The sequence below is a fragment of the Streptomyces sp. NPDC006435 genome (assembly GCF_040612315.1).
Classification (GTDB): domain Bacteria; phylum Actinomycetota; class Actinomycetes; order Streptomycetales; family Streptomycetaceae; genus Streptomyces.
In genome coordinates this window covers 39,631-64,331 of the sequence record NZ_JBEXPY010000025.1, presented here as the reverse complement: position 1 = coordinate 64,331, position 24,701 = coordinate 39,631, and the positions used below count along the sequence as shown (strand labels likewise).

The 24,701-nt window shown below is 72.2% G+C and carries 21 protein-coding genes and 1 pseudogene; 12 read left to right on the top strand and 10 right to left on the bottom strand.

Annotated elements, in window-relative coordinates; genetic code table 11:
- The first annotated feature begins 168 nt into the window (after nt 1-168).
- On the top strand, nt 169-612 hold the full coding sequence (locus ABZZ04_RS23570; protein ID WP_356934177.1) for a hypothetical protein: 444 nt from the start codon (nt 169-171) through the stop codon (nt 610-612).
- A gap of 244 nt (nt 613-856) precedes the next feature.
- On the opposite strand, the gene ABZZ04_RS23565 is transcribed toward ABZZ04_RS23570, so the two are convergent.
- The 4 genes from ABZZ04_RS23565 to ABZZ04_RS23550 form a co-directional block, all read right to left on the bottom strand.
- Nucleotides 857-1,633 carry a class I SAM-dependent methyltransferase gene (locus tag ABZZ04_RS23565; protein ID WP_356934176.1) on the bottom strand — a complete coding sequence of 259 codons (777 nt, stop codon included), beginning with the start codon at nt 1,631-1,633 and terminating at the stop codon, nt 857-859.
- Between the two features lie 210 nt (nt 1,634-1,843).
- Entirely contained in the window at nt 1,844-2,623 is a 780-nt protein-coding gene (locus ABZZ04_RS23560) for a LuxR C-terminal-related transcriptional regulator (protein ID WP_356934175.1), read from the bottom strand.
- A gap of 31 nt (nt 2,624-2,654) precedes the next feature.
- Nucleotides 2,655-4,367 (bottom strand): amidohydrolase, encoded by a 1,713-nt coding sequence (locus tag ABZZ04_RS23555; protein WP_356934174.1) that lies wholly within the window; start codon nt 4,365-4,367, stop codon nt 2,655-2,657.
- A gap of 539 nt (nt 4,368-4,906) precedes the next feature.
- Complete coding sequence (locus ABZZ04_RS23550; RefSeq protein ID WP_356934173.1) at nt 4,907-5,518, bottom strand: TetR family transcriptional regulator C-terminal domain-containing protein; 612 nt, start codon at nt 5,516-5,518, stop codon at nt 4,907-4,909.
- Between the two features lie 84 nt (nt 5,519-5,602).
- Here ABZZ04_RS23550 and ABZZ04_RS23545 point away from each other — a divergent pair, with 84 nt between their 5' ends.
- Nucleotides 5,603-7,108, top strand: a complete 1,506-nt coding sequence (locus ABZZ04_RS23545; protein WP_356934172.1) for a carboxylesterase family protein — start codon at nt 5,603-5,605, stop codon at nt 7,106-7,108.
- A gap of 260 nt (nt 7,109-7,368) precedes the next feature.
- Here ABZZ04_RS23545 and ABZZ04_RS23540 read toward each other — a convergent pair whose 3' ends face one another.
- Complete coding sequence (locus ABZZ04_RS23540; RefSeq protein WP_356934171.1) at nt 7,369-8,553, bottom strand: cytochrome P450; 1,185 nt, start codon at nt 8,551-8,553, stop codon at nt 7,369-7,371.
- 679 nt (nt 8,554-9,232) lie between these two features.
- On the opposite strand from ABZZ04_RS23540, the gene ABZZ04_RS23535 reads away from it, so the two are divergent.
- The 9 genes from ABZZ04_RS23535 to ABZZ04_RS23495 all read left to right on the top strand — a co-directional run bounded on the left by ABZZ04_RS23535 (nt 9,233) and on the right by ABZZ04_RS23495 (nt 18,450).
- Complete coding sequence (locus ABZZ04_RS23535) at nt 9,233-10,180, top strand: ketoacyl-ACP synthase III (protein WP_356934170.1); 948 nt, start codon at nt 9,233-9,235, stop codon at nt 10,178-10,180.
- Entirely contained in the window at nt 10,177-10,917 is a 741-nt protein-coding gene (locus ABZZ04_RS23530) for a glycosyltransferase family A protein (RefSeq protein ID WP_356934169.1), read from the top strand. The genes ABZZ04_RS23535 and ABZZ04_RS23530 overlap by 4 nt, the downstream gene beginning before the upstream one ends.
- Complete coding sequence (locus tag ABZZ04_RS23525) at nt 10,917-12,395, top strand: class I adenylate-forming enzyme family protein (RefSeq protein ID WP_356934168.1); 1,479 nt, start codon at nt 10,917-10,919, stop codon at nt 12,393-12,395. Before ABZZ04_RS23530 ends, ABZZ04_RS23525 begins: the two co-directional genes overlap by 1 nt.
- Entirely contained in the window at nt 12,392-13,168 is a 777-nt protein-coding gene (locus ABZZ04_RS23520; RefSeq protein ID WP_356934167.1) for a glycosyltransferase, read from the top strand. Before ABZZ04_RS23525 ends, ABZZ04_RS23520 begins: the two co-directional genes overlap by 4 nt.
- A complete protein-coding gene (locus ABZZ04_RS23515) occupies nt 13,165-14,301 on the top strand; it encodes a cytochrome P450 (protein ID WP_356934166.1) in 1,137 nt (378 codons plus the stop codon). The genes ABZZ04_RS23520 and ABZZ04_RS23515 overlap by 4 nt, the downstream gene beginning before the upstream one ends.
- Nucleotides 14,298-15,209, top strand: a complete 912-nt coding sequence (locus ABZZ04_RS23510) for an NAD(P)-dependent oxidoreductase (protein WP_356934165.1) — start codon at nt 14,298-14,300, stop codon at nt 15,207-15,209. Before ABZZ04_RS23515 ends, ABZZ04_RS23510 begins: the two co-directional genes overlap by 4 nt.
- 218 nt (nt 15,210-15,427) lie before the next feature.
- Complete coding sequence (locus ABZZ04_RS23505; RefSeq protein WP_356934164.1) at nt 15,428-16,744, top strand: hypothetical protein; 1,317 nt, start codon at nt 15,428-15,430, stop codon at nt 16,742-16,744.
- Nucleotides 16,741-17,739, top strand: coding sequence for a glutamate ABC transporter substrate-binding protein (locus ABZZ04_RS23500; RefSeq protein ID WP_356934163.1), 999 nt, complete (start codon nt 16,741-16,743; stop codon nt 17,737-17,739). Before ABZZ04_RS23505 ends, ABZZ04_RS23500 begins: the two co-directional genes overlap by 4 nt.
- A gap of 138 nt (nt 17,740-17,877) precedes the next feature.
- On the top strand, nt 17,878-18,450 hold the full coding sequence (locus ABZZ04_RS23495) for a GNAT family N-acetyltransferase (protein ID WP_356934162.1): 573 nt from the start codon (nt 17,878-17,880) through the stop codon (nt 18,448-18,450).
- Nucleotides 18,451-18,509: 59 nt separating this feature from the next.
- Here the strand turns inward: ABZZ04_RS23495 and ABZZ04_RS23490 are convergent, their stop codons facing one another.
- Entirely contained in the window at nt 18,510-18,893 is a 384-nt protein-coding gene (locus tag ABZZ04_RS23490; protein WP_356934161.1) for a hypothetical protein, read from the bottom strand.
- 127 nt (nt 18,894-19,020) lie between these two features.
- On the opposite strand from ABZZ04_RS23490, the pseudogene ABZZ04_RS23485 reads away from it, so the two are divergent.
- A pseudogene (locus tag ABZZ04_RS23485) lies at nt 19,021-19,110 on the top strand (IS5/IS1182 family transposase); the annotation flags it as partial.
- On the opposite strand, the gene ABZZ04_RS23480 reads toward ABZZ04_RS23485, so the two are convergent.
- The 4 genes from ABZZ04_RS23480 to ABZZ04_RS23465 all read right to left on the bottom strand — a co-directional run bounded on the left by ABZZ04_RS23480 (nt 19,109) and on the right by ABZZ04_RS23465 (nt 24,578).
- Nucleotides 19,109-20,326, bottom strand: coding sequence for a hypothetical protein (locus ABZZ04_RS23480; protein ID WP_356934160.1), 1,218 nt, complete (start codon nt 20,324-20,326; stop codon nt 19,109-19,111). The pseudogene ABZZ04_RS23485 and the gene ABZZ04_RS23480 overlap by 2 nt on opposite strands.
- Nucleotides 20,327-20,573: 247 nt before the next feature.
- On the bottom strand, nt 20,574-21,908 hold the full coding sequence (locus tag ABZZ04_RS23475) for an NAD-dependent succinate-semialdehyde dehydrogenase (RefSeq protein WP_356934159.1): 1,335 nt from the start codon (nt 21,906-21,908) through the stop codon (nt 20,574-20,576).
- Nucleotides 21,909-21,996: 88 nt separating this feature from the next.
- Nucleotides 21,997-23,097: an alcohol dehydrogenase catalytic domain-containing protein gene (locus ABZZ04_RS23470; protein WP_356934158.1), complete on the bottom strand. Its 1,101-nt coding sequence runs from the start codon at nt 23,095-23,097 to the stop codon at nt 21,997-21,999.
- Nucleotides 23,097-24,578 carry an APC family permease gene (locus tag ABZZ04_RS23465; RefSeq protein ID WP_356934157.1) on the bottom strand — a complete coding sequence of 494 codons (1,482 nt, stop codon included), beginning with the start codon at nt 24,576-24,578 and terminating at the stop codon, nt 23,097-23,099. The genes ABZZ04_RS23470 and ABZZ04_RS23465 overlap by 1 nt, the downstream gene beginning before the upstream one ends.
- Between the last annotated feature and the right edge of the window lie 123 nt (nt 24,579-24,701).

Genomic DNA, 24,701 nt, shown 5'->3' with positions numbered 1-24,701 from the left:
GCCGACCGTGGGGATTTTGAGGCCGAGAGGGCCGTACGGCGAGCGCCCACTCGCGGCCACTGCCCGGTCTGTTCCCGTGCGGGCAATGTGCCGAGCTGCCGGAGAAGGTGGTCATGGCCGATCCGGTCGAGCGCTGTCGCCGGGTCCGCGTCCGGGCACACTGCTCAAGTGACCTTTCGATTGGTGCCCGGCACCGGGCTCGTCCTCCCGGCGAACGCAGGCGTCCTGCGATTCGGCATGACCGAGCATGCGGCGCAGTGGACGGCTTCGACTCTGGCGGACGTCCGCGTCGGCGGGTGGATGTGTGGAGCGCACTGGGCCTTCTTCTTCGTTCACTGCGACGTCCTGGTCACGGCCCATGCCTGCACGGCTTGCACCGAGCAGACCATGGGGCACTTGACCGTCGAGCGAACTGAACGCGTCCCGGACCGGGCCGCCGACGTTCCGGTCGCCTTCGACGACTTCGACCTCTTCGGCTACCCCATCCATGAACTGACCGAGGTCCTCGACCCGTCGGACCGCAAACTCCTGCTGTCCGCGGACGTCAACCCGCAGAGCACGCACTACCTGTCCGCCGTACGCCTCGACGCCTGTGAAAGCGACCGTCGCTAGGGCACGCTCTTACCGATCGTCGGTCGAGTCAGATCGGGGTGCCGGCGAAGGCGATCGCGGCGAGGCAGTGGTCGGGGCATCTTTCGTTGCGGTGCACCGGGACAGTGCCGGGTTCGCCGACGGGCGGCGCGCCCGGCCACCGTCCGAGGCATGGCAGGACGAGCCGGACACGATCGGTGCGGACGGGCAGGAACCCGCCAGGGCCGGCTGGCACCTGTCTTCCCACGCCGGGAGGTGAGGTCACCTACTCACCTGCGCGGGCCACGAGCAGTGGCTGGAAGAAGCCGGTCTCCTGCGGCATCCGCCACTCGGAGTCGACAAACCCGGCCTCGGCTGCGAGACCGGCCAGCCGGTCCCGGGCGAGCGCCCAGTAAGTGGTACGGCGGACCTGGACGCGCCATTCCCCTTCTGCCGGAAGGAGTTGGAAGTGCTCCAGGTCGTAGTGCTCGCCGTCGTCGTGCCAGTGCCAGAGCTGGAAGGTGACGGTTCGTTCTTCGCCGTCGGCGCCGTCGACGCTCCTGTGGACCTGTGGAGGCGTCGAGGCCGGGCGGTCGCGCAGCAGGTCGTCGTAGTGGCGTGTGCTGACCAGAAGCAGACCGCCGGGACGCAGCACTCGGCGCATCTCGGCCAGGGCGGCGTGCACATCCTGCTCGGTCAGCAGGTGGGGCAGCGAGTTGTCGGCGCAGACGACCGTGTCGAACCGGCCGTCAGGGAACGGGAGGCGTCGCATGTCGGCCGCGGCCGTGTGCAGGCTCAGGTTCCGGAGGGCGGCCTCACGGGCGGCGCGGGCGGCGGCGCGGGGGCTGAGGTCGGTCCCGGTGACCCGGTGCCCGCGCAGCGCCAGGCCGATGGCCTGCGTGCCGATGCCGCAGGAGCAGTCGAGGATCGTCACGCGATCTTGGCCGATCAGGGCATCCAGGGCGCTTCCCTGCCGACGAATGCTCGTGTCCCAGTCCGAATAGATCAGGTGGTAGGCGTCAGCCAGTTCGTCGTAGAAATGTGCCACTGATGTCTCGGACATGGCCCGAGGTTACCGTTTCGGCTTCCCCGGAGGCGCCGGTCGTTCCCGCGGGAGAGGGAGGACGCGGAGTTCTCCGATGAAGGACTGTTGTGAAGGGCTGTTGGCCTGTCCGCGGCCGGGCCGCATGAGCGACGAGCAGCGGACGCCCGCTCGTGCGTCGGAGCGGCTCGGGGGTCCGAGGGGCTCCGTGGCCTTCCTGCGGCGTACGCGTCAGAGGGAGGGCTCGATTCCCCAGGAGGCGGCTCGGGCGGCGGCAGCCGCGCGATTGGGGAGAGTGAGCTTCGCGAGGATGTGCTCGATGTGAGTTCCCACGGTCCGCGGCGTGATGTGCAGCCGCTCGGCGATCTCCCGGTTGGTGCGGCCCGCGGTCACTTCGGCCAGCACCTGGAGTTCCCGTGGTGAGAGTCCACCGGGCCGCCGTGCGGGCGGGTGCGGTGTGTCCGCCCCGGGGCCGAACGCGGCGGCTTCCTCGGGCCGCGGGCCCGTGCGTGGATCGACGGCCGCGGCGAGTGCCTCGGTGAGCAGGGTGATCGCGGCGCGTGCCGGATCGGGGTTGTGCCGCGGTCGGCGGGCGCTGATGTTCAGCATGCCGACGTACCGGCCGTCGGCGGCGAACAGGCACTGGGCCACACCGTCCTTGATGCCGAGGGGGGACAGCACCTCCTGGAAGCCCGGCGATGACGCCAGGAGGTGCCGGGGTACGTCCCCGAGCCAGAGGCCGCCCCGGGCCGGGCCCCGGAGCACACGGAACACCGGGTCGCGGTGGAGGCGGGCCTCGATGTACGACGTGGCCTCCTCCGGGTAGCTCCCGGCCAGGGTGGTGTGGCGCCGCCGCTGTGGATCCCACCGGGAGAGGGAGGCATGGTCGTGCTCCACCACCTGCGACAGCGCCGTCAGGACCGTGCCGATGCCGCTCCCGCCGCTCCTGGCGGCCTCACGGACCTGCACCGCCGCGTCCAGGATGTCCGCTGTGCTCCGCCGTGCTGCCATGCCCCAAGGATGGTCAAGCGTCCGGAATACGTCAATCGCGAAGCGTGTCGTGCACGATCCGCCCGTCCATGACGGTGAGGACGACGGGCATCTCCGGGATGTCATGGGGGTCGGCCGCGAGCAGGTCCCCGTCGAGCACGCAGAGGTCGGCGGCCCTGCCCGGCTCCAGGGAGCCCTTCCAGTGGTCGGCGAAGTCCTGCCAGGCCGCGCCGATCGTGTACGTACGGATCGCCTCGGCGAGGGCGATGCGCTGCTCCGGGCCGCTGACCCGGCCGGCGGCCTTCGACTCGCGCAGCACCATGGTGGCGACGCCCTGGCGCCAGTCCGGATACGTGACGGGAGCGTCGGAGCCGCTGGCGACGCGTACCCCGGCGTCGATGGCGTCGCGGTAGGGCCACGCGTACGCGGCCCGTTCGGTGCCGACGAATTCCTCCTCCATGTCGGCGACGGTCCACTTGATGGTGGGGTTCATGTTGACGCCGAAGCCGTGCTCGGCCAGCACCTTCATGCTGTGCGCGGTGAGGAAGTCGCCGTGGATGACGTAGTGCCGGGCGTCGGGCCGCGGATGCTCGGACACGGCGGCGGCGAAGGCGTCCGCGACGGTGTCTATCGCCCGGTCACCGGTGACGTGGACGCCCAACTGGTGTCCGGCGGCGTGGGCATGCCGGATCATGCTGTGTATCCCGGTGATCCGTTCGCCGTCGCTCTCGCCCCCGACGCAGAGGGAGCCGCAGCCGCCGCCGACGTACGGTTCGTGCATCCAGGCTGTCTTGTTGGGGACGATGCCGTCGGCGAAGATCTTCACCCCGTGGATCGCGAGGCGGCGCGGATCGGTTTCGCCGGTCTCGTCGATCTCGTCGGCCGCGGCGAGGGCACGCGCGAACTCCTCCGAGGTGCTCGCCATGCCGGTGGGCAGGAGCAGGACTCCGACGCGGGCGGTCAGTTCGCCGTCGGCCAGCAGCCGACGGTAGACGTCGAGGGTCTCCGTGCCGAGCGCTCCCCGCATGATGCCGTCGCCGCCGGGGCCGAGACCGGGCTCGGTGTAGCTGGTCACGCCGAGCCGGGCCAGCGTGGCGAGAGCCGACCTGATCGCGTCGGTCCGTTCCTGTCGGCTGAGCGGCGGCAGCGCGTTCTGGACGAGGGCCTGGGCTCCCTCGTGGAGCAGCCCGGTCGGCTCCCCGGACTCGTCCGTGACGATGGCCCCGCCGGGCGGCGCGACGGTGTGCCGGTCGATCCCGATGAGTTCCTGCGCCTTGGAGTTGATCCAGGTGGCGTGCCCGGAGAAGGAGTACAGGACGACGGGGTGGTCGGGGCTCACGGTGTCGAGGTCGTGCCGCGAGGGCAGCCGCGACGGATCGGCGAGGCACTCGTCGAGGTAACCGGTGTCCCAGCCGTGCCCCGTGATCCACTGCCCGGCCGGCACTCGCTCGACGGCCTCCCCTACCGTGTCGGCCACGTCCGCAAGGGACGACACGGCGGGGTGGCCGACGTCGAGGGAGAGCGGCGGTGTCGCCATGCCGAAGGCGCACGCGTGCAGATGGGAATCGTTGATGCCGGGAAGCAGCGTCGCCCCCCGCAGATCGATGACACGGGTGTCGGGCCCGACGAGCGGTGCGACGTCGTCCCGCCCACCGACGGCACTGATGATCCCGCCGGTCACCGCCAGGGCCGAGGCGACGGAGAACTCCGCGTCGACCGTGACCACCCGACCGCCGAGGAATACCAGATCCGCATGCGTGCCCACAAAAAAGTCCTTTCGACAGGCGGGCGTACCGGGACTGCCCGCGAACGATCTCCCGAGGACTATGTCCGTGCGTCCGGCCTCCGCACATCGGTCATCCCACCGATACGCGCACTCGCGGGGAAAGCTGGACGGCCGCCACCCGGCCCCGGTCACAGACATGGCAGCCCTCGGCCGGCACCGGGAATCCCTGATGAAATGATCTCCGAGGCGCTCGGACCACTCCGGGATCGGCGATCCGGGGGGTGTGGGACGGCCCGGCCGAAGCCATGGCATGCCGACGACGAACTGCGGTCAGTCCCCGGCCCTGCGGAACGGCAGGTCCCTGCCTGTAAAGGGCATCTGAGAGTGCCCCCGGAAGGCCGGCACACCCGCTTCCCTGCCACAACGGACGAGCCGGGCGGCAAACTCGTCCCGGCAGCGACGGGCGGACCTGGACGCGCTCGGGATGCGCTGGTGGTCGGGGAACGCACGGAAGGGGCGGGCAACCGGCGTGCGCGCGTCCATGGCCCGCGAATCCTGATTCTGCGGGCGGACCCCGGTCACGCGTTCCGGGTGTCTCCGCCGAACAGCCTGTCCAGATGTGCATCGATCGCGGTGAGCGCGTCCTGCGGCCCGATCACGTCCAGTTCGATCAGAGGGGTGAAGCCCGTGAGGGCGAGGAGCAGGTTGGTCTCGGTCGCCGGATCGCGGTCGGAGTCGATGTGCCCGTCGGCAACCGCCCTGCGGACCAACTGCTCGACGAGGGCCCGTCCCTGCGCGAGGCCGCGGCGCGCCTGCTCGTGGACGGACTCGTCGTGCAGTGCCTCCAGGACGTAGGCGGCACTCATCCGGCTGGTCGCGCGTGCGTCGGCGTGCAGGGGGAGCATCTCCGCGAGCGTCAGTCGCAGCACGTCGCGCGGGTGCGGACAGTCGCCGAGCTTCTTGAGTCCCTGTTCGACGCGTAGCGACGTCCGCTCGGACGCGAAGTCCATGGCGAAGGAGAGCATGGAGGCCCGGGAGGCGAAGTAGTGCTGCAACTGCCCCAGGGAGATGCCCGCCTCCTGGGCAACCACACGCATCGTCAGATGCGAGACGCCGCGCTGCTCCACCACTCGCCACAGTGCGTGGGCGATCGCTTCGCGGCGCTCGCGGTGATCCACCTGTTTCGGCATCCCCGGCCCCTCCTGCCTTCCCCCGTGGCCCGAACTCTTTCCAATACGATTGACATAATACACTTGACCTATAAACCTGGGGCCATGCCTGGACAACTGCCCGAACGGCCGAGGGTTCGGACCACGGAAGGTGTCGTGCAGGGGCGTCGGCGCCAGAGGTGCGCGGTGTTCCGCGGCATCCCCTACGCCCGGCCCCCGGTGGGAGCGTTCCGCTTCGCCGCGCCCGCCCCGCCGCACCGCTGGGAGGGGACGAGGCAGACGGCGGAGTTCGGCCCCGTGGTGCCGCTGTCCCTGCCGGTCGGCGCGGGTCCGCCCCAGGGCACGGACTGGCTGACGCTGAACGTCTGCACCCCGGACACGGGCGCGGCGGGACTACCGGTGCTGGTGTGGATCCCGGTGGGCGGCTACGTCTCGGCGATGTCGAGCGACCCGATGTACGACCCGGCGGCGCTGACCGGGGCGGGACTCGTCGTGGTGACGATCAACTGCCGCGTGGGCGTTGAGGGTTTCGCGTTCCTGGACGACGCGCCGCCCAACCGCGGATTCCTCGACCAGGTCGCGGCGCTGCAGTGGGTGCGGGGGAACATCGCCGCCTTCGGAGGCGATCCCGACCAGGTCACCGTGGCCGGACAGTCCGCCGGGGCGGGGTCGGTCGCCGCCCTCCTCGCGATGAAGTCGGCGCGCGGCCTGTTCCGGCGGGCCATCGCCCACTCGGTGCCGGGGCTGCACAGCACCCCCGCGCTGGCACGGCAGGTCACCGCCGCACTCGCGCACCGGCTCGGCGTGGCGGCCCCCACCGCGGCAGCCCTGCGGGACATCGACCCCTGGCACCTGGCCGCGGGGCTCACCGCCTTCAACGCCGAGCTCCATGCGCACCGGGAGAGCTGGGGGCGGCTCACCAAGACCGGCACCGCCCTGTGTCCCGTCGTCGACGGCGAGGTCCTCCCCGAAACGCCCTGGTCCGCGCTGGCCGGTGGGCGCGCGAGCGGGATCGAGCTGCTCGTCGGCCACACCCGGGACGAATTCCGGCTGTTCAGTGTCATGGGCGGACGGCGGGGCACCTTCACCGAACAGGACGCCCGTGCGGCCTTGGAGCTGCTTGCCCCGCAGCCGCACGGCGCGGAGGCGTACCGTGCCGTGTTTCCCCAGGCCGGCCCGGAGGAACTGGTGGAGACGGTGTACTCGGACGCCCTCTTCCGTATGCCGTCGCAGAAGCTGGCCGAGGCCAACGCAGCGGCCGACGGCACCTCGTACCTGTTCGAGCTTTGCTGGACCGCCCCGGTGCTCGGCGGCGCCCTGGGGGCCTGCCACAGCCTCGATGTCCCCCTGGCGTTCGGCACGTTGGACAGCCCTGTGGGTGTGCAGCTCGTCGGAAGCGATCCCGCCCCCGAGGCATTCGCGCTCTCCGACGAGATCAAGGGGGCATGGATCCGCTTCGTCACCACCGGGGACGCGGGCTGGGCCGCCTGCCGACCCGGCCGGCGGCTCACCCGTGTCCTGGACACCGAGCCGGAGACTCTCCCCTACCCCGAAGATGCCTCCCGCCGGATCTGGGAGGACCACTCCATCGCCCCCTTCGATCTCTCGTGAGGCCCATGAGGAACATGGCCGGAGCGTGGTCATGGTGCCGGTCCGCGAAGATCCGACGGGCGCGCATGGTGCTCTGACATCAAGTCCGCCTGACTCGCAACCGGAGCACGGCTCTGCGTCCGGATTCGGCGCGTCGGCGGAGAACCACGAGCAGGAGCGGTGCAGCCGGGGCGGCCGGGCACCGCGCCGACGGACCGGCTACCGGTTCAGGGGCACCCGTACGCCTCCCGGCCGTCGTGGGGCACCTCGTTGGTTGCCCTTCACCAGGCCGCAGGCAGGTGAAGCGGGCTGCGGCTGACGGTGCCGCGCCGCCACACGATGTCGTCGGTGGTGTGGGTGAGGCGCAGGGTGGGCAGGCGGCCGGCGAGGTGGTGGAGGGCGAGCTGGAGCTCGGCCCGGGCGAGCCAGGTTCCCAGGCAGTAGTGCCGGCCCGCGCCGAAAACGAGCGAGGGCTTCGGCAGAGGTGTGAACAGGTCGGCGTGGGGGTTGCCCGGGAAGGCCGCCGGGTCGCGGTTGGCGGCGACACGGTCGGTCGCGACGAAGTCGCCGGAGCGGATCGTCACACCGCCGAGTCGGATGTCCGCGGTGGCGGCGATGAGACGGCCGGGGTGCTCCTCGTGGTCGTTGAGCGGAATCAGGTGGAGCAGGCGCTCGGTGAGGACCGCGGCGCCCTGTTCGTCGACAGCCAGCCGGGCCCAGGCCGCGGGCTGTTCGGTCAGCAGATAGAGCAGGGAGTTGCTGAGCATGGTCATGGTGGTCTCGTGACCGCCGACGATCATGGTGGCGATCAGATTGACCAGCGCGGCCTCGGGGATGCCGCCTTCGCTGTCGGCGGCCCGGACGACGGAGCTGACCACGTCGTCACCGGGCGCGCTGCGCCGCTCGGTGATCAACGCGGCGGCGAACGCGGTCAGTTCGCGTCGGGCGTGGTCGCCTTCCTCCCGCACCGCGGTGGCCCCGGCGAAGGCGTGCTCGGCCCAGTACAGCAGCCGCTCGATGGGGACGTCGTCCACGGCCAGCAGCCGGTGGATCACCGTGCAGGGCAGGGGCAGCGCGTAGTCGGTGACGAGATCGGCGGGCGATCCCTTCTCGACGAGGCAGTCCAGAAGCCCGTCGACGACCGCGGTCACCCACGGTCGCATGTGCTCCACCGAGCGCGGTGTGAAGGCCCGTCCGACGGCACGCCGCAGGCGCAGGTGAGCGTCGCCGTCCTGCTGGCCGATGGCTTCGCGGCTGTCCAGCAGGCTGGGGCTGTCGGCAACCGGCGACGTGCCGGGCTCGTGGACGGGTGAGCGCCCGAAGCGGGGATCGGTGAGTACCTGGTGCACGTCGTCGTACCGGGTGACGAGCCAGACGGGCGTGCCGTTCGGCAGCTCGACGAGCCGGGGCGGCCCGGGCACCGGGAGTTTCACCCGGTGCAGGGGGACAGTGGGGGCGACGGGCACGATGTTCCTCCTGTGTTCCTGCTGCGGTGGCGGCCCGGACAGCCGGGCACGCCTCACACCCGACCAACGACAGAACCCCGATTCAGGTCATTGGGTGATTCTGGAACCTTTCACGTGCCGATCGAGGCCCTGCCCGGACCGGCACGGCAGTTCGTGTTCAGGGTCCGTCCCGCCGAGGTGCGGGCGGTCGCCGCGCGGTTCGCCGCTCCGGAAGGCGGCCTCCGGTGCCGGTGTCCACAGCGGGCGCCGCGGAACCATGTGAAGCCCCGGTCCGACGGGCGGAGGAGGGAGCCGGACGGGGTCTCCCCTGCTCGAACACAGCCGGGAGCCCGGGGAAGTGCCGGGGGCACACGAGCCCGGCCTGATCCGAACGGGAGGCCCTGGTGTCCGAGGGTCTGCGGGCGACTCCGGCAGTGGTTCCGGCGGGCCGTGGCAGGAACAGAGGCCCTTCCGGCCGGAGCAGCGCTTCGTCCGCGTTCCGGGACCGGGACCGGGACGCCGTTGTTCCCCCGTTGTTCCTCCATGTGTCCGATCACCCAGGCCGGTTGAGTACCGGCACTCAGGTCTGCTCACTCGGATCGCCCATAACGTTCGGCCCATGCACATAGACCACGCTGCTCGCGGCCCCGTGCGCCGAGCGGGTATCACCGCTGTGGCCTCCTGTCTGCCGGAGCGCGAAGTGACGTCCCGACAGCTCCAGGAGAGCATCACCGCCGTCTCCGGGCTCCCCCTGCCGGCCCGGATGCTCCAGCGGGCCACCGGCATCGTCTCGCGCCGGGCCGCCGCGGAGGGCGAGTACGCCTCGACACTCGCGGTGCGGGCCGGCCGTACCGCCCTGGCCAGGGCCGGGCTCACCCCGTACGACGTGGACCTGCTGGTCTTCGCCTCCGCCACACGGGACGTGGCCGAACCGGCGACCGCGCACATCGTCCAGGCCGAACTCGGTTCCCGGGCACACGCGTTGGACGTGACCAACGCCTGCAACAGCTTCGTCAACGGCATCGACACGGCCCGCGCGATGATCCTCGCGGGCCGCGCCCGCCGGGCCCTGGTCGTCACCGGGGAGACCCCGAGCCGCGCGGTCCGCCACGCCCCGTCCGGCCCCGAACAGCTCCGCGAGGGGTTCGCGGGGTACACCTTCGGCGACGCCGGGGCCGCGGTCGTCCTGGAGGCGGTGGAGCGGGGCGGCATCCTCGACGTGGACACCGAGACGCACTCCGAGCACTGGCCGGTCGGGGGAATCTTCGGCGGCGGCTCGCGCCACCCCCGCGGGGACGAGCACACGTACTTCCGCGGTGACGGCAGCGAGTTGCGCGAGGTCTTCGAGAAGGTCGGCACGTCGGTGCTCGACCGGATGCGGCAACGCACCGGCCTGGTGTGGGGCGATTTCCGGCACATCCTGGTGCACCAGGTCACCGTGCCGTACCTGGATCGGTTCGTGGAACTCACCGGCATCCCCCGGGACCGGCTCGTCGTCACCGTGCCCCAGCTGGGCAACATGGCCAGCGCCACGCTCGGCGTGCAGCTCGACCTCGTCCACGAGGGTCTGGAGGCCGGCGACCGGGTTCTGTTCGTGGGGCTGGGCGGGGGCGTGAGCATCATGACGATGGTGTGGGAGCAGTCATGAACGCCCTGTGGGTGGTGGTGCCCGCGCACCAGGAGGCGGCGCGCATCGGCGCCACGCTGGAGGCGCTCGCGGGCCAGCGCGACCGTGACTTCACCCTCGTCGTCGTGGACAACGCCTCCAGTGACGGCACCGCCCGGGTCGCATGCGACTTCGCCCGTCGGGCGCCCTTCCCGGTTCACGTCCTGTCCGAGCCGGACAAGGGTGTGGGTTGTGCGGTGGACACCGGGTTCCGGTACGCGATCGAGCACGGCGCGACGCTGCTGGCCCGTACCGACGCCGATTGTCTGCCGCACCCCGGCTGGACGGCCGGTGCCCGCGGTGCCCTGCGCGGCGGTGCGGGTCTGGTGTGCGGGCGCATCGACGCACGCCGCGACGAGCACGGGCCGCTCGGGCGGGCCGCGTTCCGTGCGTTGGTCCGCCTCGCCGCGTTCTTCGGCCGGATACGCCCCGCCCACCACCGCCGGCACGGCTACCTCACCCCCTACCGGATGCACGCCGGCAACAACATGGCCATCACCACGGCGCTGTACGAGGCCGTCGGCGGAATGCCGCGCCGTCCCTCCCCCACCGACCGGCTCTTCCTGAACCGGGTGCGCCGCCGCACCACTGCCATCGTCCACGCCCGCGACATGGTCGTGGAGAACTCCACCCGCCGGCTGAGTGCCTACGGCCTCGTCGGCACCGCCCGCTGGTACCTCGACAAGGGCCCGGGCCGTCACCAGGAGGACCCACGCTGATGCTCGACTCCCTCGCCCACGCCCTGCGGCGCCACCCCGGCCGGCCCGCCGTCCTCGGCACCACCCGCACCGGGGCCGTTCGCACCAAGGCCACCTACGGGGAGCTGGCCGACCTCGCCGACCGGTACACCGCCGCCCTCCATGCGCGGGGCATCGCACGCGGCGGCACCGTCGGTGTCGCCGTACGGCCGGGGCCCCGGGCCCTGGCCGTGATGCTCGCGGTGCACCGGCTCGGTGCCGGGGCCGCGGTACTCGACCCCGGCGCCGGTCCGGATGTGCTGCGCGCCCGGCTCGCCCTGGCCCGGCCCGACGTCGTCCTCGCCGACGCCACCGCCCAGGCGGTCGCCGGATGGGCCCGCACGCTCGCCCGCCGGGCCCGCCTCGCCCTGCCGGACCTGGCGCGGCTCGGGCCGGTGGCCACGGTCGGGCCCCGGCTGCCCGGGTGCGCCCCCGCCCTGGACGCGGACGTCCGGGCCGTACCGCTGCCGCCCCCGGTGGACGGGGACGGGGACGCGGTCATCGTGTTCACCTCGGGAACCACCTCGCGGCCCCGCGCGGTGGTCCACAGCCGGTCCTCGCTGGCCGCCGGCATGTCGACGGTGGCCGAGCTGGTACGGCCCGAGGCGGGGCGGCCCGTCCTCGGCGGCACCTTCTTCGTCCTCGTGCCGTCGCTGGCGAGCGGAGCTCCGGTCGCGCTGCCCGCCCGCTCCGCGCCCGTGCTGTCGAGGCAGCTGCGCCGGCTCGGCCCGCAGGCCACCTATCTGACGCCGCCGCAGGTCCGGCGGCTGCTGGCGGCGGGCGGACGGTTCACCGGCCGGGTGTGGACCGGATCGGCCCCGGCGAGCGCCGAGTTGCTCACCCGCGTCAGGCGGGCGGGCGCCGATGAGGCGTGGGGCGTGTACGCGCTGACCGAGCTGTTCCCCGCCGCGGCGGTCGAACAGGCCGACAAGGCCGCCTTCACCGGTGACGGGGACCTGGCCGGTACGCCCCTTCCCGGGGTGGTGGCCAAGACCGATGCCGCCGGGGAGCTGCTGCTGTCGGGCCCGGCCGCCCGGGACCGCTACCTGGGCGAGGACCCCGATCCGTGGGTCGCCACCGGCGACCGGGCGCGCCTCGACGGCGGCCGGATCGTGCTGGAGGGCCGCCGCAAGGACATGATCCTGCGGTGCGCGGAGAACGTCTACCCCGGTCTGTACGAGCCGGCGCTGCACGTGCCGGGCGTCGAACTGGCCCTGCTCGTGGGCGTACCGGCGGGCGACGGCGACGAACGTCTGGTCGCCGTCGTCCAGCCCGGCCGCGGGGCCGACCGTGCCGCGCTGCGCGCCGCCCTGGCCGGGCCGCTGGAACGCATGGGTGCCGCCCGGCCGGACGCGGTGCTGCTCGCCGACATCCCGCTGTCCGGCCGTTCCCTCAAGCCCGACCGCGCCGCCACCGCGCGCCTCGCCGCCCGGCGCCTGGCCGAACGGAGCCGGGGATGACCGCGTCCGGTGGCATGCCGACGCTGTGGGCCGTGGTGCCCGCCTACAACGAGGAGGCCGGGATCGGGGCGACCCTCGCCGCGCTCGCCGCCCAGACCGATACCGGCTTCGCCCTCGTCGTCGTGGACAACGCCTCCACCGACGCGACCGCCGCCGTCGTACGCCGCTTCGCCGCCGGCGCGCCCTTCCCCGTGCGTCTGGTCCACGAGGAGGAGCGGGGCGCCGGTGCCGCCGCCGACACCGGTTTCCGGTACGCCGTCGCGCACGGCGCAGCGTTGCTCGTGCGCACGGACGCCGACTGTCTGCCCGCTGCCGACTGGATCGCCTCGGCGCGCCGGGAGTTCGCCCGGGGTGCGGAGATGGTCTGCGGCCGCAGCCTTCCGCGCCGCGACGAGTCGCCGTCACCGGCCGAGCGGTATCTGCTCCCGGCGGTCGTCAGGGTCACCGCGCTGTACGGGCGCTACCGTGCCCTGCACCGGCACCCGCGCTACCGCACGCCGTACGTGCTCTGTCACGGCCACAACCTCGCCATCACGGCGGGGCTCTACCTGCGCTGCGGGGGCACGCCCCGCGTCCCTCTGGAGGGGCCGCCCGAGGACGTGGTCCTTCTCAACCGGGCACGCGAGCACAGTCGCCGCATCGTCCGGGCCGAGCGGATGGTCGTGCACACCAGTCTGCGCCGTCTGCGTGCCTGGGGCGCCCGCCGGACCCTGCTGTGGTGCTGGGACCGCCGCTTTCTGCCCGCCGACCCGAAGCAGGTGCACGTCCGTTGACCGGTCGGTCGTCCTCCGCCCCGGCCCGCGCCCGCCGCCGTGACCGGCGCGTGTACACCCGTTCCCACCCCGTGCTGTTCGCGCTCCTGGCCGTCGGCCGCCGCCGGGCGGTCGCCCGTGTCGGCGGCGCGGTGCTGGTGCACGGCACCGAGCCCTACCGGCAGGCCCTCACCCGTGTCCCGCTGGACCGCACCGCCGCCGGCACCACCGGCGGCGCCGCTCGGGAACTGTCCGCGGGCGGCACGCTGTTCGACCAGGAGGGCACCGGACACCGTGCCACCCGGCGTGCCGTCGCCGCCGGTCTCGGCGCGACGGGGGTGGAGCGGCTGCGCCCGGTGTGGCAGGAGGTCCTGGACCGCAGGCTCGCTCCGCTCCGCGCGGGCCGGGACGTCGATCTCGTACCACTGGCCCGTGAACTGTCCGGGGCCACCGTCTGCGCGCTCCTGGGCATCGCCGGTGACTCCGAAGCCGTCGCCGAGGCCGCTGCCGGGGCGGCGGCCGCCGCCGTACGCGACCATCTGCCCGGCCCCCGGCGGCCGGGCACCGCGCGGGCGGCCGCCGCGGCGACCGCGCGGCTGGAGGCGCTGCTCGCCCCGGTGGGCGGCGAAACGGCCGAGTCGGGTCTGCGGGCCATGCTCGCGGTCGCCGCCGTCAACACCACTGTCGCCGCCCTTCCCCGGGCCGCGGCCTGGTGCGCCGACGCAGGTCTCTGGGACGAGGCGGCCGACGACCGGTTGCGCCCGGCCCTGGTGGACGAACTGCTGCGGGTGACCGCCCCTTCCCCGCTGCTGCCCCGTGTGGCGGCGGCCGACGCGCAGCTGGACGGCTGCCCGGTCCGGGCCGGGGACCGCCTGATCCTGGTGGCCCGGCACGCCGCGCGGGCCCACGACCGGCTGCCCGACGCCCGTCGTCCGGCTCCGCCCGCCGTGGCCCGGCTCGTCTTCGGCGCCGGTGCCCATGCCTGCCCCGGCGCGCGCCTGGCCGGCGTCCAGCTCGCGGACGTCCTCGCCGCGCTCGCCCCCCACCGTCCCACCGTCGTACGCGCCCGTGTGGACCGGGGCGCGGCCCTGCCCGGCTGGCGCTCCCTCACCGTCCGGGCGGCCCACGCCCGTCGATCCCCGGAGAACCGATGACCACGATCGCCGTCACCGGCGCGAGCGGCTTCTGCGGCTCGCACGTCGCGGCCACGGCCGCCGCCCGCGGCGCCGACGTCCTGTGCGTCGGGCGACGCCCCGGCCCGGTCGGCCGGCACGTTCCCTGGGACGCCTCGTGCGAGGTGCCGGACCTGTCCGGTGCCGACCTCGTCGTGCACTGCGCGGCAGCCGTCGGCGACCCGGTGCCCGGCTCCCCGGCCGAGGCCACCATGCGCGCGGTCAACGTCGACGGCACGGCGCGGCTGCTTCGGGCGGCCGAGGGCCGGCCGGTGGTGTGGGTGAGCAGCGCCAGTGTCTACGCGCCCGGCCCCGGGCGGTCCCGTGTCACCGAGGACCATCCGGTACGCGGGCACCTGAACTCCTACGGCCGTACCAAGGCCGCCGGTGAGGCCCTGGCCCTCGCAGCGGGCGCCGTGGTGCTGCGGCCGCGGGCGGTCTACGGCGCCGGGGACCCGCACCTGGTGCCCCGGCTGCTGTCCCGTGTCCGCCGCGGGCTGCTCCTGCTGCCCGGGCCCAGCGTCCCTCTCAGCCTGACCGCCGTCGAGAACCTCACCGGCGCCTGTCTCATGGCTGCCGGCTGGCCGCCGGGGCCGTACAACATCGCCGACCCGGTGCCCTACGACCGGGACGAGGCGATCCGGACGGTCCTGCGCGCCCATCGCGTACGGGCCCGCATCGGTCACGTCCCCCTGCCCGCCGCCCGCACCGCGGCGGGCGCCGCCCGGGGACTGGCCCGGCTGCTCGGCCGCACGGAGCCTCCGCTCACCCGCTACGCCGTGGACCAGCTCGCCCATTCGGTCGTCCTGGACGTGTCCAGGGCCAGGGCCCAGGGGTGGGTGGCCGACCGCGCCCTGGAGGACTACGCACCTGTCGTACGGGGCGGATGAGCGGGCCGTGACACCACTGGACGGCGCGGGCCTCCATGGTCGCGTTCCCCACGCCTCCCGGGACAGGCCGTCGCGGATGAACGGGCCCTGACCGACCGGCTGTTGGACCGTTCCGGCACCGAAGCGGTCTGCCGGGTCCCGCCTCGGGCCGGTTTGCCTCGAAGCCGGGGTTTCACAGGGGGACGGCGGTTATGATCGGTTCCCTCCAGGGGGTGATCATGACTACGACGCAGAGTCCGGCGGCGCCACCCGCTTCGCGGGCCGCCGGGGACGGGCGACTGTCGTGGTGGGTGCAGTGGACGGGGCCGCGCACACCGGCACGGTTGCGCCGGGTCGGGGTGCTGTTGACCTTGGCCGGTCTGGTGACTGCCGTGCTGAGTCTGGTCGGTGGGTCCTCGCGGGTCGGTGCGGTGAACGACGCGGCCGGCCGGGACACCACGCTCACGCAGCACGCCGGTGAGATCTACCAAGCGCTTGCCGACGCCGATGCCATGGCCACCAGCGGTTACGTGTCCGCCGGCCAAGAGCCCGCGGCGATCCGCACCCGGTACGACGCGGACGTCGCCAACGCCGGGCAGCGCCTCGCCGAGGCGTCCCGGCAGGTCGCGCCGGACGCCCCGGCCGCGAAGCCGCTCGACACCTTGATCACCGGGCTGCCCGCGTACACCGGACTGGTCGAGACGGCCCGCACCTACAACCGTCAGGGGTTGCCGCTCGGCCAGTCGTATCTGGCGCAGGCGTCGCAGCAGATGCGCACCGAACTGCTGCCCGCGGCCGAAACGTTGCGGCGCATCGAGGTCGACGCGCTCAACACCGACTACCGAGCGGCCAGTTCGCTGCCGGTCGCCGTCGTGGTGTTCGGGATCGCGTTGTTCCTCGCGGCACTCGACTTCGCCCGCCGGGAGTCCCTGCGCACGCAGCGCCGGTTCAACCTCGGGGTGGCCGGGGCGGCCGTGCTCGTCGTCGCGGGCGTGTTGTGGTGGTCGCTGTCGACGTTGGTCAGTGAGAGTGCGCTCGCCGACGCGAACAAGGCCAGTGACGCGGCCATCGCGCTCGACGAGGCCCGCACGCTCGTGCTCCAGGCCCGCAGCAACGAAAGCCTGGTGCTGGTGGCCCGCAGCGGCGGCAGCGCGTCCGACTCGGGCTTCACCGAGCAGCTCGACCGGCTCACCGCCAAGGACGGCCCGCTCGCCGTCGCCGAGGACCGCGGCGCCGACGTCGACGGGATCCGCACCGCCGCGACCGCGTGGTCCGAGGCGCACGCCCGGTTGCGCCGGTTCGACGACGGCGGTGACTACCAGAAGGCCGTCCGGTCGGCGGTCGGCACCGACACGGGCAGTTCCGGTGCCGCGTTCGCCGTTCTCGACAAGGCTGTGAGCCATGCGGGCACCGGCGCACAGACCCGGCTCGCCTCCGCGACATCGGCCGCCGGTGACGCGACGGCGTTGCTCGCGTTCGGGCCCGCCGTGTTGTTCACGTTGGCCGCCGCGGGCTTCGCGATCGGCGTCGCACGTCGGGTGGAGGAGTACCGATGACCAGTCCCCGCAACGGTTTCCGCACGTCGATGGTCAATGTCCGGCGACCGGTCGTCCTCTTTTCCGCCGCCGTCGTGCTGTCGCTCGCAGGGATCGCGCTGCCCGCGTTGCACGGCACCGACCCGGCCGCGAGCGACAGCGGCAAGGGCCCGTCTCGGGCGCCGTCGTCGTCGCAGCCCGAGTGCGCGACCGTGAAGGACAGCCTGCGTCCCGGTGGTGCGCTGCCCGAGCCGGGTGCCATGCCGTCCGGGTCGACGATGGCGAAGATCCACGCGCGCGGACGGCTGATTGCGGGCGTCGACCAGGGCAAGTACCTGCTCGGCTACCGCGACTCGCAGACCGGGAAGCTCAAGGGCGCCGACATCGACATCGTCCGCAAGATCGCCCAGGCGATCTTCGGCGACCCGGACAAGGTCCAGTTCGTGGTGCGCGACGTGGCCGACCGGGCGCTGCTGATCCAGCAGGGGCAGGTCGACGTCGTGGTCAACACGTTCAGCGCCACTTGTGTGCGGCAGCGCACCGTCGAGTTCTCGAGCGCGTACTACAACGCGACGCAGCGGTTGCTGGTGCCGACCCGTTCCGGGGTCAAGGAGGTGGAACAGTTGGAGGGCAAGAAGCTCTGCACTTCCAAGGGGTCCACGACCGAGGTCACGCTGCGGAAGCTGCCGGTGCGGTTGAACGTGGTGACGTTGCCCAGCATCCCGGACTGCGTGGTCGCGTTGCAGCAGAGCAAGGTCGACGCCGTGTCCAGCGACGACGGGATACTGGCGGGGATGGCGGCACAGGATCCGCAGACCAAGGTGGTCGGGCGGTCGCTCGCCAACGCGTACTACGGTGTGGGGATGAGCCCCGAACAGCCCGATCTGGTGCGGTTCGTGAACAAGCTGCTGGAACGGGATCGTGCCGACGGGAGCTTGGCGGCCAGTGCGCAGAAGTGGCTCGGGCAGGAGTTGCACCCGGTGCCCGCGATCCCGCCCGCCGCCTATCGCGACTGACGCTTGCGCCTGCGCTCGGATGAGCAGCACAGTCGGCCGACTGGCGGACTGTTCACTTTGAGCAGGCCGCCGGTCCTCGGACCGGCGGTTCTGTCACCATCGCCCGGACCGATCCACCGGTTGCGAACGGAGTCGGGCATGTTCCCCGAGACGGTCCTGCACAGCAGGCGGCTGCTCCTCCGCGCGTTCGATGCCGGTGACATCGCCGACACACTCGCGAGCTGTTCGGACTGCCTCACCCAACGATGGCTTCCGCTGCCCCGGCCCTACACGCTGGACGATGCCACAGCCTGGTGCACAACCACCGCACACGCGATGCGGGACAGCGGCGACGGTATCCAATTCGCCGTCACCGACGCCGACAGCAAGCGCTTGGTGGGCCAGGTCGGCTTGAAGAAGACGGACTGGCGAGCGCTGGTGAGCGAAGTCGGTTACTGGGTGTCCCCCTGGGCGCGCGGTCGCGGCATCGCAGTCGAGGCGACCCGCACGCTCGCGCACTGGCTCCTGACCGACCAGCGCTTCCAGCGGATGGAGCTGCGGGCCGCCACCGAGAACGCCGCGTCCCAGGCAGTCGCCGTCAAGGCCGGCTTCCACCGCGAAGGCACCCTGCGAAACGCCGGGTTCGTGCACGGGGCCCGTGTCGACCTGGTTCTCTTTTCCCTCCTGCCCGGCGATCTCGGGTCGTCTGCCGATCCCACGGAGCACCGCTGAGGGCCGTCCCGTAACTGCGGCCGGGGTGGGGGTGCCGACTGCCTGGGCACGCCTCGACGTCAGAGGAAGACGAGTTCGACGCTCTCGTCCACGCAGAAACGCAGGACGACCATCAGTTGTCGAGCGTTCTGGATGTGCTGCTGGAGGAGTGGTTCGTCGGGCTCCTCCAGCCATTCGCCGATGATCGCTTGAAGGCGAGGCAGCATCGCAGCGCAGTCGGCAGTGGAGAGATTGTCACCACCGGCATCCGGGTGGTCGAGGAGCGGCTCCAGGGTGGTGGAGATGTCGCTCCACGGCCGGTTGCCTCCAAAGCCCCACATCTCCGGGAGGCTGAACCCCTCGGCCTGTGCGAGCCGTTTCCGGAAGGCGCTGAAGCCGGTGCAGGACCATGAGACGTCCGGGCTGCTGAGGTCTCCGTCCCCTGGGAACAAAGTCAAACCCATGTGGTCCTCCTCGCTTGCGAAGTGGACAGGATCGGCCAGAACGAGCGTTGGCGGCAACTGAAATGATCGCCGCGTGGCTGGTGTGATCACGGCGTCGGGGCCTTCCTGGACAGCCCCGTTCACCGGCCGCAACCACACCGTCGCCGAGCGGTCGAAGAACTACCGGTACTCCACCAACCACCGGGACGTCATCGGCGTCGGCACCCGCCTGGTCGTCAGTTCGGGTTCTGGGCCCGGCGGCGGCGTACGACGAGGAGCATGCCCGCGCCCGTGGCCACCGCTGCGGCGGCCGCGGCCGTGATCGGCAGTGTCGAGGAGCCGGATTCCGCCAGGCTGCCGCCGTGCGTCGTGGTCCCGTCGTCACCGGCCGTCGACGACCCGCCGGCCGAGCCGCCCGAGACACCCGCCGAACCGCCCGTCGAACCGCCCGTCGAACCGCCCGTCGAACCGCCCGTCGAGCCGGTCGGCTCCCCACCTGTGACGTCCAGAGTGATGTCGGCCTTGTCGTTGGCCTTGTCGGGGTCGAACGGCCGTGCCTCGGTGCTCAGGGTCACCTGGCCCTTGGCGTTCGTCACCCGCTTGTCGATCTTCAGCTCGAAGGTGTAGGTCTCCTGGCCGCCCTCGTTCAGAGACCGCATGCCGCAGATGTACGTCTTGCCCTCGGCCCGGCAGAACTGGCCGCGCTTGACGACCGACGTTCCGGCGGGAGGCGTGATCATGACGCTGACGGACCGGTCACCCTCTCTGGGCCGGACCCAGGCGGGCCCGGCGTTGATGAACTTCACCTTCATCGTCACCGTGTCCCCGACGCTCCCCTTCAGCGCGGCACCCGTCACCTGGTAGTCGGCCGTGTTGACGGAGGTGACGGGCACATCGACGACTCTCGTGGACCCCTCTCCCCCGGCCTGTCCCGCGACCAGTTTCACCGCCGGCGCGGTTCCCTGCACCGGCTCGGTGCCGTTCTCGTCCGATCCGGGGTCGACGTCCCAGACGTTCACGCGCAGTTCGTCGTTGAGCGCGCGGTCCAGCACCTCGACGCGGAGAGGCTTCTCGGGCGTGTAGACGGTGCCCGGCTCCACCGCCTGGTCGAACGCGCACACCGCGGTCCACCTCTCGGGCATCTCGTCATAGGGCCGGACCTGCTGCGTCCGGCAGTTGGAGGGGACCTCCGCGAAGTCGAGTCCTCGGGTGACGGCGTAGGAGACCCACACCTTCTCGGCTGCGCCGGTGCCCTTGTTCGCCACGGTTGCCCGCAGATCGAAGCTGCTCCCGGGCTTCACCCCGCTGACCGGCTCGATGCCTCCGACGACCAGTTCGGGTGCGGCTTCGTCGCCGAAGGCGGCAGGGGCCGCGGCCAGTGCGATCAGACCGGCAGCGCCGAGGGCGGCGGCAGCGACACGGGAGGCGCGACGGTTGTGCGGGGGCATCGGCATGGAGAGATCCTCTGTCGGGACGCGGGAAACGGGCGGCGGCTTGCGGATGAACAGTTTTCCGGTCGCTAGACTCTTGTCGGCCTCGAACGGTTGCGCGGCCGACGCCTTCTCCGCCCAGTGATCACGCCCGGTGGCGAGGCAGCCCGGGGCCCGGGGGCAGGCGCGGACGCACGGGCGGTCCTGCGTCCCGGCAGGTGCCTCGCGGTGGTCCGTCCGCATCGGCCGGCCCCCGGGCCCGCCGCCGGGGCTACGCCACCGTGCGGATGAGCTTCTTGTTGACGAACTCCTCGATGCCCGGACGGCCCAGCTCGCGGCCGAAGCCGGAGCGCTTGATGCCTCCGAAGGGCAGCTCGGCTCCCTCGGCGCCGACGCCGTTGACGAACACCATGCCGGCCTCGATGCCGTCGGCGACGCGGGCGGCCTGTGCGGGGTCCGTGGTGAAGACGTACGAGCCGAGACCGTACGGGGTGTCGTTGGCGATGCGCAGCGCGTCCTCCTCGTCGGCTGCCCGGAAGACCATGGCGACCGGACCGAAGAGTTCCTGGTGTGCCGTGGCGTGTTCGGTGGTGAGACCGGTGAGGACTCCGGCCGGGAAGTGGGCGCCGTTGCGTTCGCCCTCGGTGTGCAGTGCCGCGCCTTCCGCGACGGCGGCGGCCACCTGGCGTTCCAGGGTGTCGGCCGCGGCGGTCGAGGACAAGGGGGCCCCGGACTGGCGGGCGAGGAGCGCGGCGGTGAACTTCTCCACGAACGTGTCGTGGAGGTCGGAGGTGACGACGAACCGTTTGGCGGCGTTGCACGCCTGGCCGGTGTTGTCGAGGCGGGCGGACACGGCGGCGTCCACGACGGAGTCGAGGTCGTCGGTGGACAGCACGATGAACGGGTCGGAGCCACCGAGTTCGAGGACGACCTTCTTCAGGTGCCGCCCCGCGATCTCGGCGACGGCGGCACCGGCCCGTTCCGAGCCGGTCAGGGAGACGCCGTGGACGCGCGGGTCGGCGATCACCTCGGCGATCTGCTCGTTGGTGGCGTACACGTTGACGTACGCGCCGGTGGGGAAGCCTGCCTCGGCGACCAGCTGTTCGAGAAGTGCCGCGGTGGCCGGGCACTGCGGGGCGTGCTTGAGGACGATGGTGTTGCCCAGGGCGAGGTTCGGGGCGGCGAACCGGGCCACCTGGTAGGCGGGGAAGTTCCACGGCATGATGCCGAGCAGGACCCCCACCGGGCTGCGCCGGATGACGGCGCGGCCGGGGCCGGAGGTGACGGGGAGTTCCTCGTCGGCGAGGAACTCCTCGGCGTGGTCGGCGTAGTAGTGGTAGATGTCGATGCAGAAGTCGATCTCGCCCTCCGCTTCGTCGAGCGGTTTGCCCATCTCGCGCACGATGCCGGTCGCCAGTTCGGTGCGGTGCTCGGCGTGCAGGTCCCCGAGCCGGCGCAGAAGTGCGGCACGCTCGGCCACGGAGGTGCTTCGCCCCCAGGTGGTGGCCGCGTGGGCGGTGTCGACGGCCGCGGCCACCTCGGCGTCGGTGGCGGTCGGGTAGGTCCGGGTGGTCGTGCCGGTGGAAGGATCGGTGACGGCGTACATCAGGTCTCCAGGAGGTTCGGGGAGCGGTGGCGGGGGCGCCGGGCCGGCTTCGGGTCCGGGTGTGCCGTGAGGCCGGCGTCGTGGAGTCCTACGGTTCGAGAATGGTGCGGACCCCGACGGCGGACTTGAGGTCGTCGAAGGCGGCGGCCGCCTCGTCGAGCGGGCGGACGTTGCCGATCAGTTCGTCCAGCGGCAGTCGGCCGGCCAGGTGGAGGCGGGCCAGCTTCGGGATGTCGATCGCGCCGACGCTGGAGCCGTAGTTGCAGCCGAGGATGCGCTTTCCCCGGTCGGCGAGGTCGAAGAGGTTGAACGCGCCCGTCGCGTCGGTGGCGGCCATGCCGACCAGGACGGCCGCCCCGCCGGAGGTGAGCATGCCCGGGAGGGTCTCGATGACCTTGGGGCTGCCGATGGCCTCGAAGGCGTAGTCGGCCCCGCCGAGTTGTTCCTGGCACCAGGCGGCCACGTCGGTGGTGGCGGCGTCGAGCGTGTGGGTCGCTCCGAAGCGTTCGGCGGCGGCCAGGCGCTCGGGCGAGAGGTCGACGGCGATGATGGGATCGGCTCCCACCAGGCGCAGTCCCATCACCACGGACAGGCCCACGCCTCCGGCGCCGACGACGACCGCGGACTCGCCGGGCCGCACGCCGGCGGTGTTCATGACCGCGCCGACGCCGGTGGAGATGGAGCAGCCCAGGAGTGCTCCGATGCCGAACGGCAGTTCGTCGGGGACCTTGACCGCGGCCGATTCGGGAACGACGACCCGGCTCGTGAACGCGCCGAGGCCCAGGTAGGGCCAGACCTCCTCGCCCCGGGCGTCGGTGATGGGGGTGGTGCCGTCGGGCAGCGTGTTCGCCACCGCCCGGGTGCCGGTGCACAGCCAGGCCATGCCGGCCAGGCACTTGCGGCAGCGGCGGCAGGGCGCGAACCAGGAGAGGACGACGTGGTCGCCCGCCTTCACCGCGCCGACGCCCTCGCCCACGTCCGTGACCACACCGGCGGCCTCGTGGCCCAGCACGAGGGGGCGGTCGCTGGGCCAGTCGCCCGTGAGGATGTGCAGATCGGAGTGGCACACCCCGGCGGCGCGGACGTCGATCTCGACCTCGCCCGGCCCGGCGGGCCGGTGGGAGATCTCGCGGATGTGCAGTCCCGCGGCGGGGTCGTGGGCGACGGCGGGGTAAAGGTGCGCGGACATCAGTGAGCCTTGCTCTCTTCGGACGACGGGGTGGCGGGGAGTCGGGTGTGGGGTTTGGCGACGGTGACGTAGACCAGGCCGACGACGAGCAGTGCGGAGAAGACCAGGACCACGGCCCAGATCTGGATCCAGCTGCCGGTCGGCGGGGCGAGTTCGGCGCGGGGCCAGGCGATGTTGACGGCCTCGAACAGCAGCCACACCACGGCCAGGACGTTGATCACCAGACCGGCCCGGCCCGGGCGGAACTCGCCCGCCGCCGGATTCCACCGGCCGTTCAGCCGGGCGAAGAGCGCGACGAGGGCGACCGTGAGGAAGATGAAGTAGAAGCCGCCGGATCCGAAGGAGATCAGTGTGGCCGCGGCGTTGCCGTTGAGCCCGAGCAGCAGGCCGAGGCCGGCGAGGACGGCCGTCACGGTGAGCGAGGCCCAGGGGATCTGGCGCTCCCCGACCTTGGCGAGCTGGGTGGAGCAGGGCAGTTGCCGGTCGCGCGCGAAGGCGTAGACGGCCCGCCCGATGTAGGTCTGGATCGAGATGGCGCAGGCGAAGAACGCGACCAGGACGACGACGATGAACGGCTTCTCGCTCCAGCCGCCCAGGCTCTGTGCCACCGCTTCGAAGACGGGGTCCGCGGTCTTCCCGGAGACGGCGTCCTCGGGGCGGCGCAGCGAGAACGTCACCGCGACCGAGGTGAGCAGCACCGTGAACGCCACGAACACGTAGGAGCGCAGCAGCGCCCGGGGCACGCTGCGGCGCGGCTGCTCGGTCTCCTCGGCGACCTGTGTGGTCGCGTCGAAGCCCAGGAAGGCCCAGCCGGCCACGGCCAGGCAGGTGACGAACCCGGCCACGACCGATCCGCCCGAGGCGGACTCGGCGCCCAGGGTGTCGAACAGGATGCCGAAGCCGTTGTTGCGCGCGAAGAGCAGCAGGAACACGCTGATGGCGATGGAGGCGACGCCTTCGGCGATGATGCCCGCGTTGAGGAAGTGTTTGACCGGGTTGACGCCGAGCAGGTTGATGCCCAGGGCCACGGCGATGAAGACCACCCCGAGCAGCACATGGGTCAGCGGTGACGGTGCGGAGTCGCTGAAGAGCATGTGCAGCCAGCTGGAGCCGAGGTAGGCCACGGTGGTCAGGGAGGCGATGGCCGAGGCCAGGTAGATCCAGCCCACCAGCCAGCCCAGCCGCGGTCCGCCCAGTCGGCGGACCCATTGGTAGACGCCGCCGGTGATCGGGAACTGCGAGGAGAGTTCGGCGTAGACCGTGGCGACCAGCAGCTGCCCCAGGAACGCGACGACGACCGCCCAGATCCAGGTGGGACCGGCGAAGACGAATCCGAGCTGGACGACGGCGTAGATGCCGACCACCGGGGAGATCGTCGCGAAGCCGAGGGCGAACACTGCCCACGCGGAGAGGGTGCGTTTGAGTTCCTGTTCGTAGCCGTACTGAGCCAGGTCGCCGGCATCGGCGCGGTTGTGGTCCACGTTCGTCTCCTGGCATTGCTACGGGCGCGCGTCCGGCGGCGCTCACAGGGTTGGGGTCGGCCGTCGGCCTGCCGGTCCTACCGGCTACGGGGCTGGTGCCACGGCAGCCGTACGGGCGGCGAC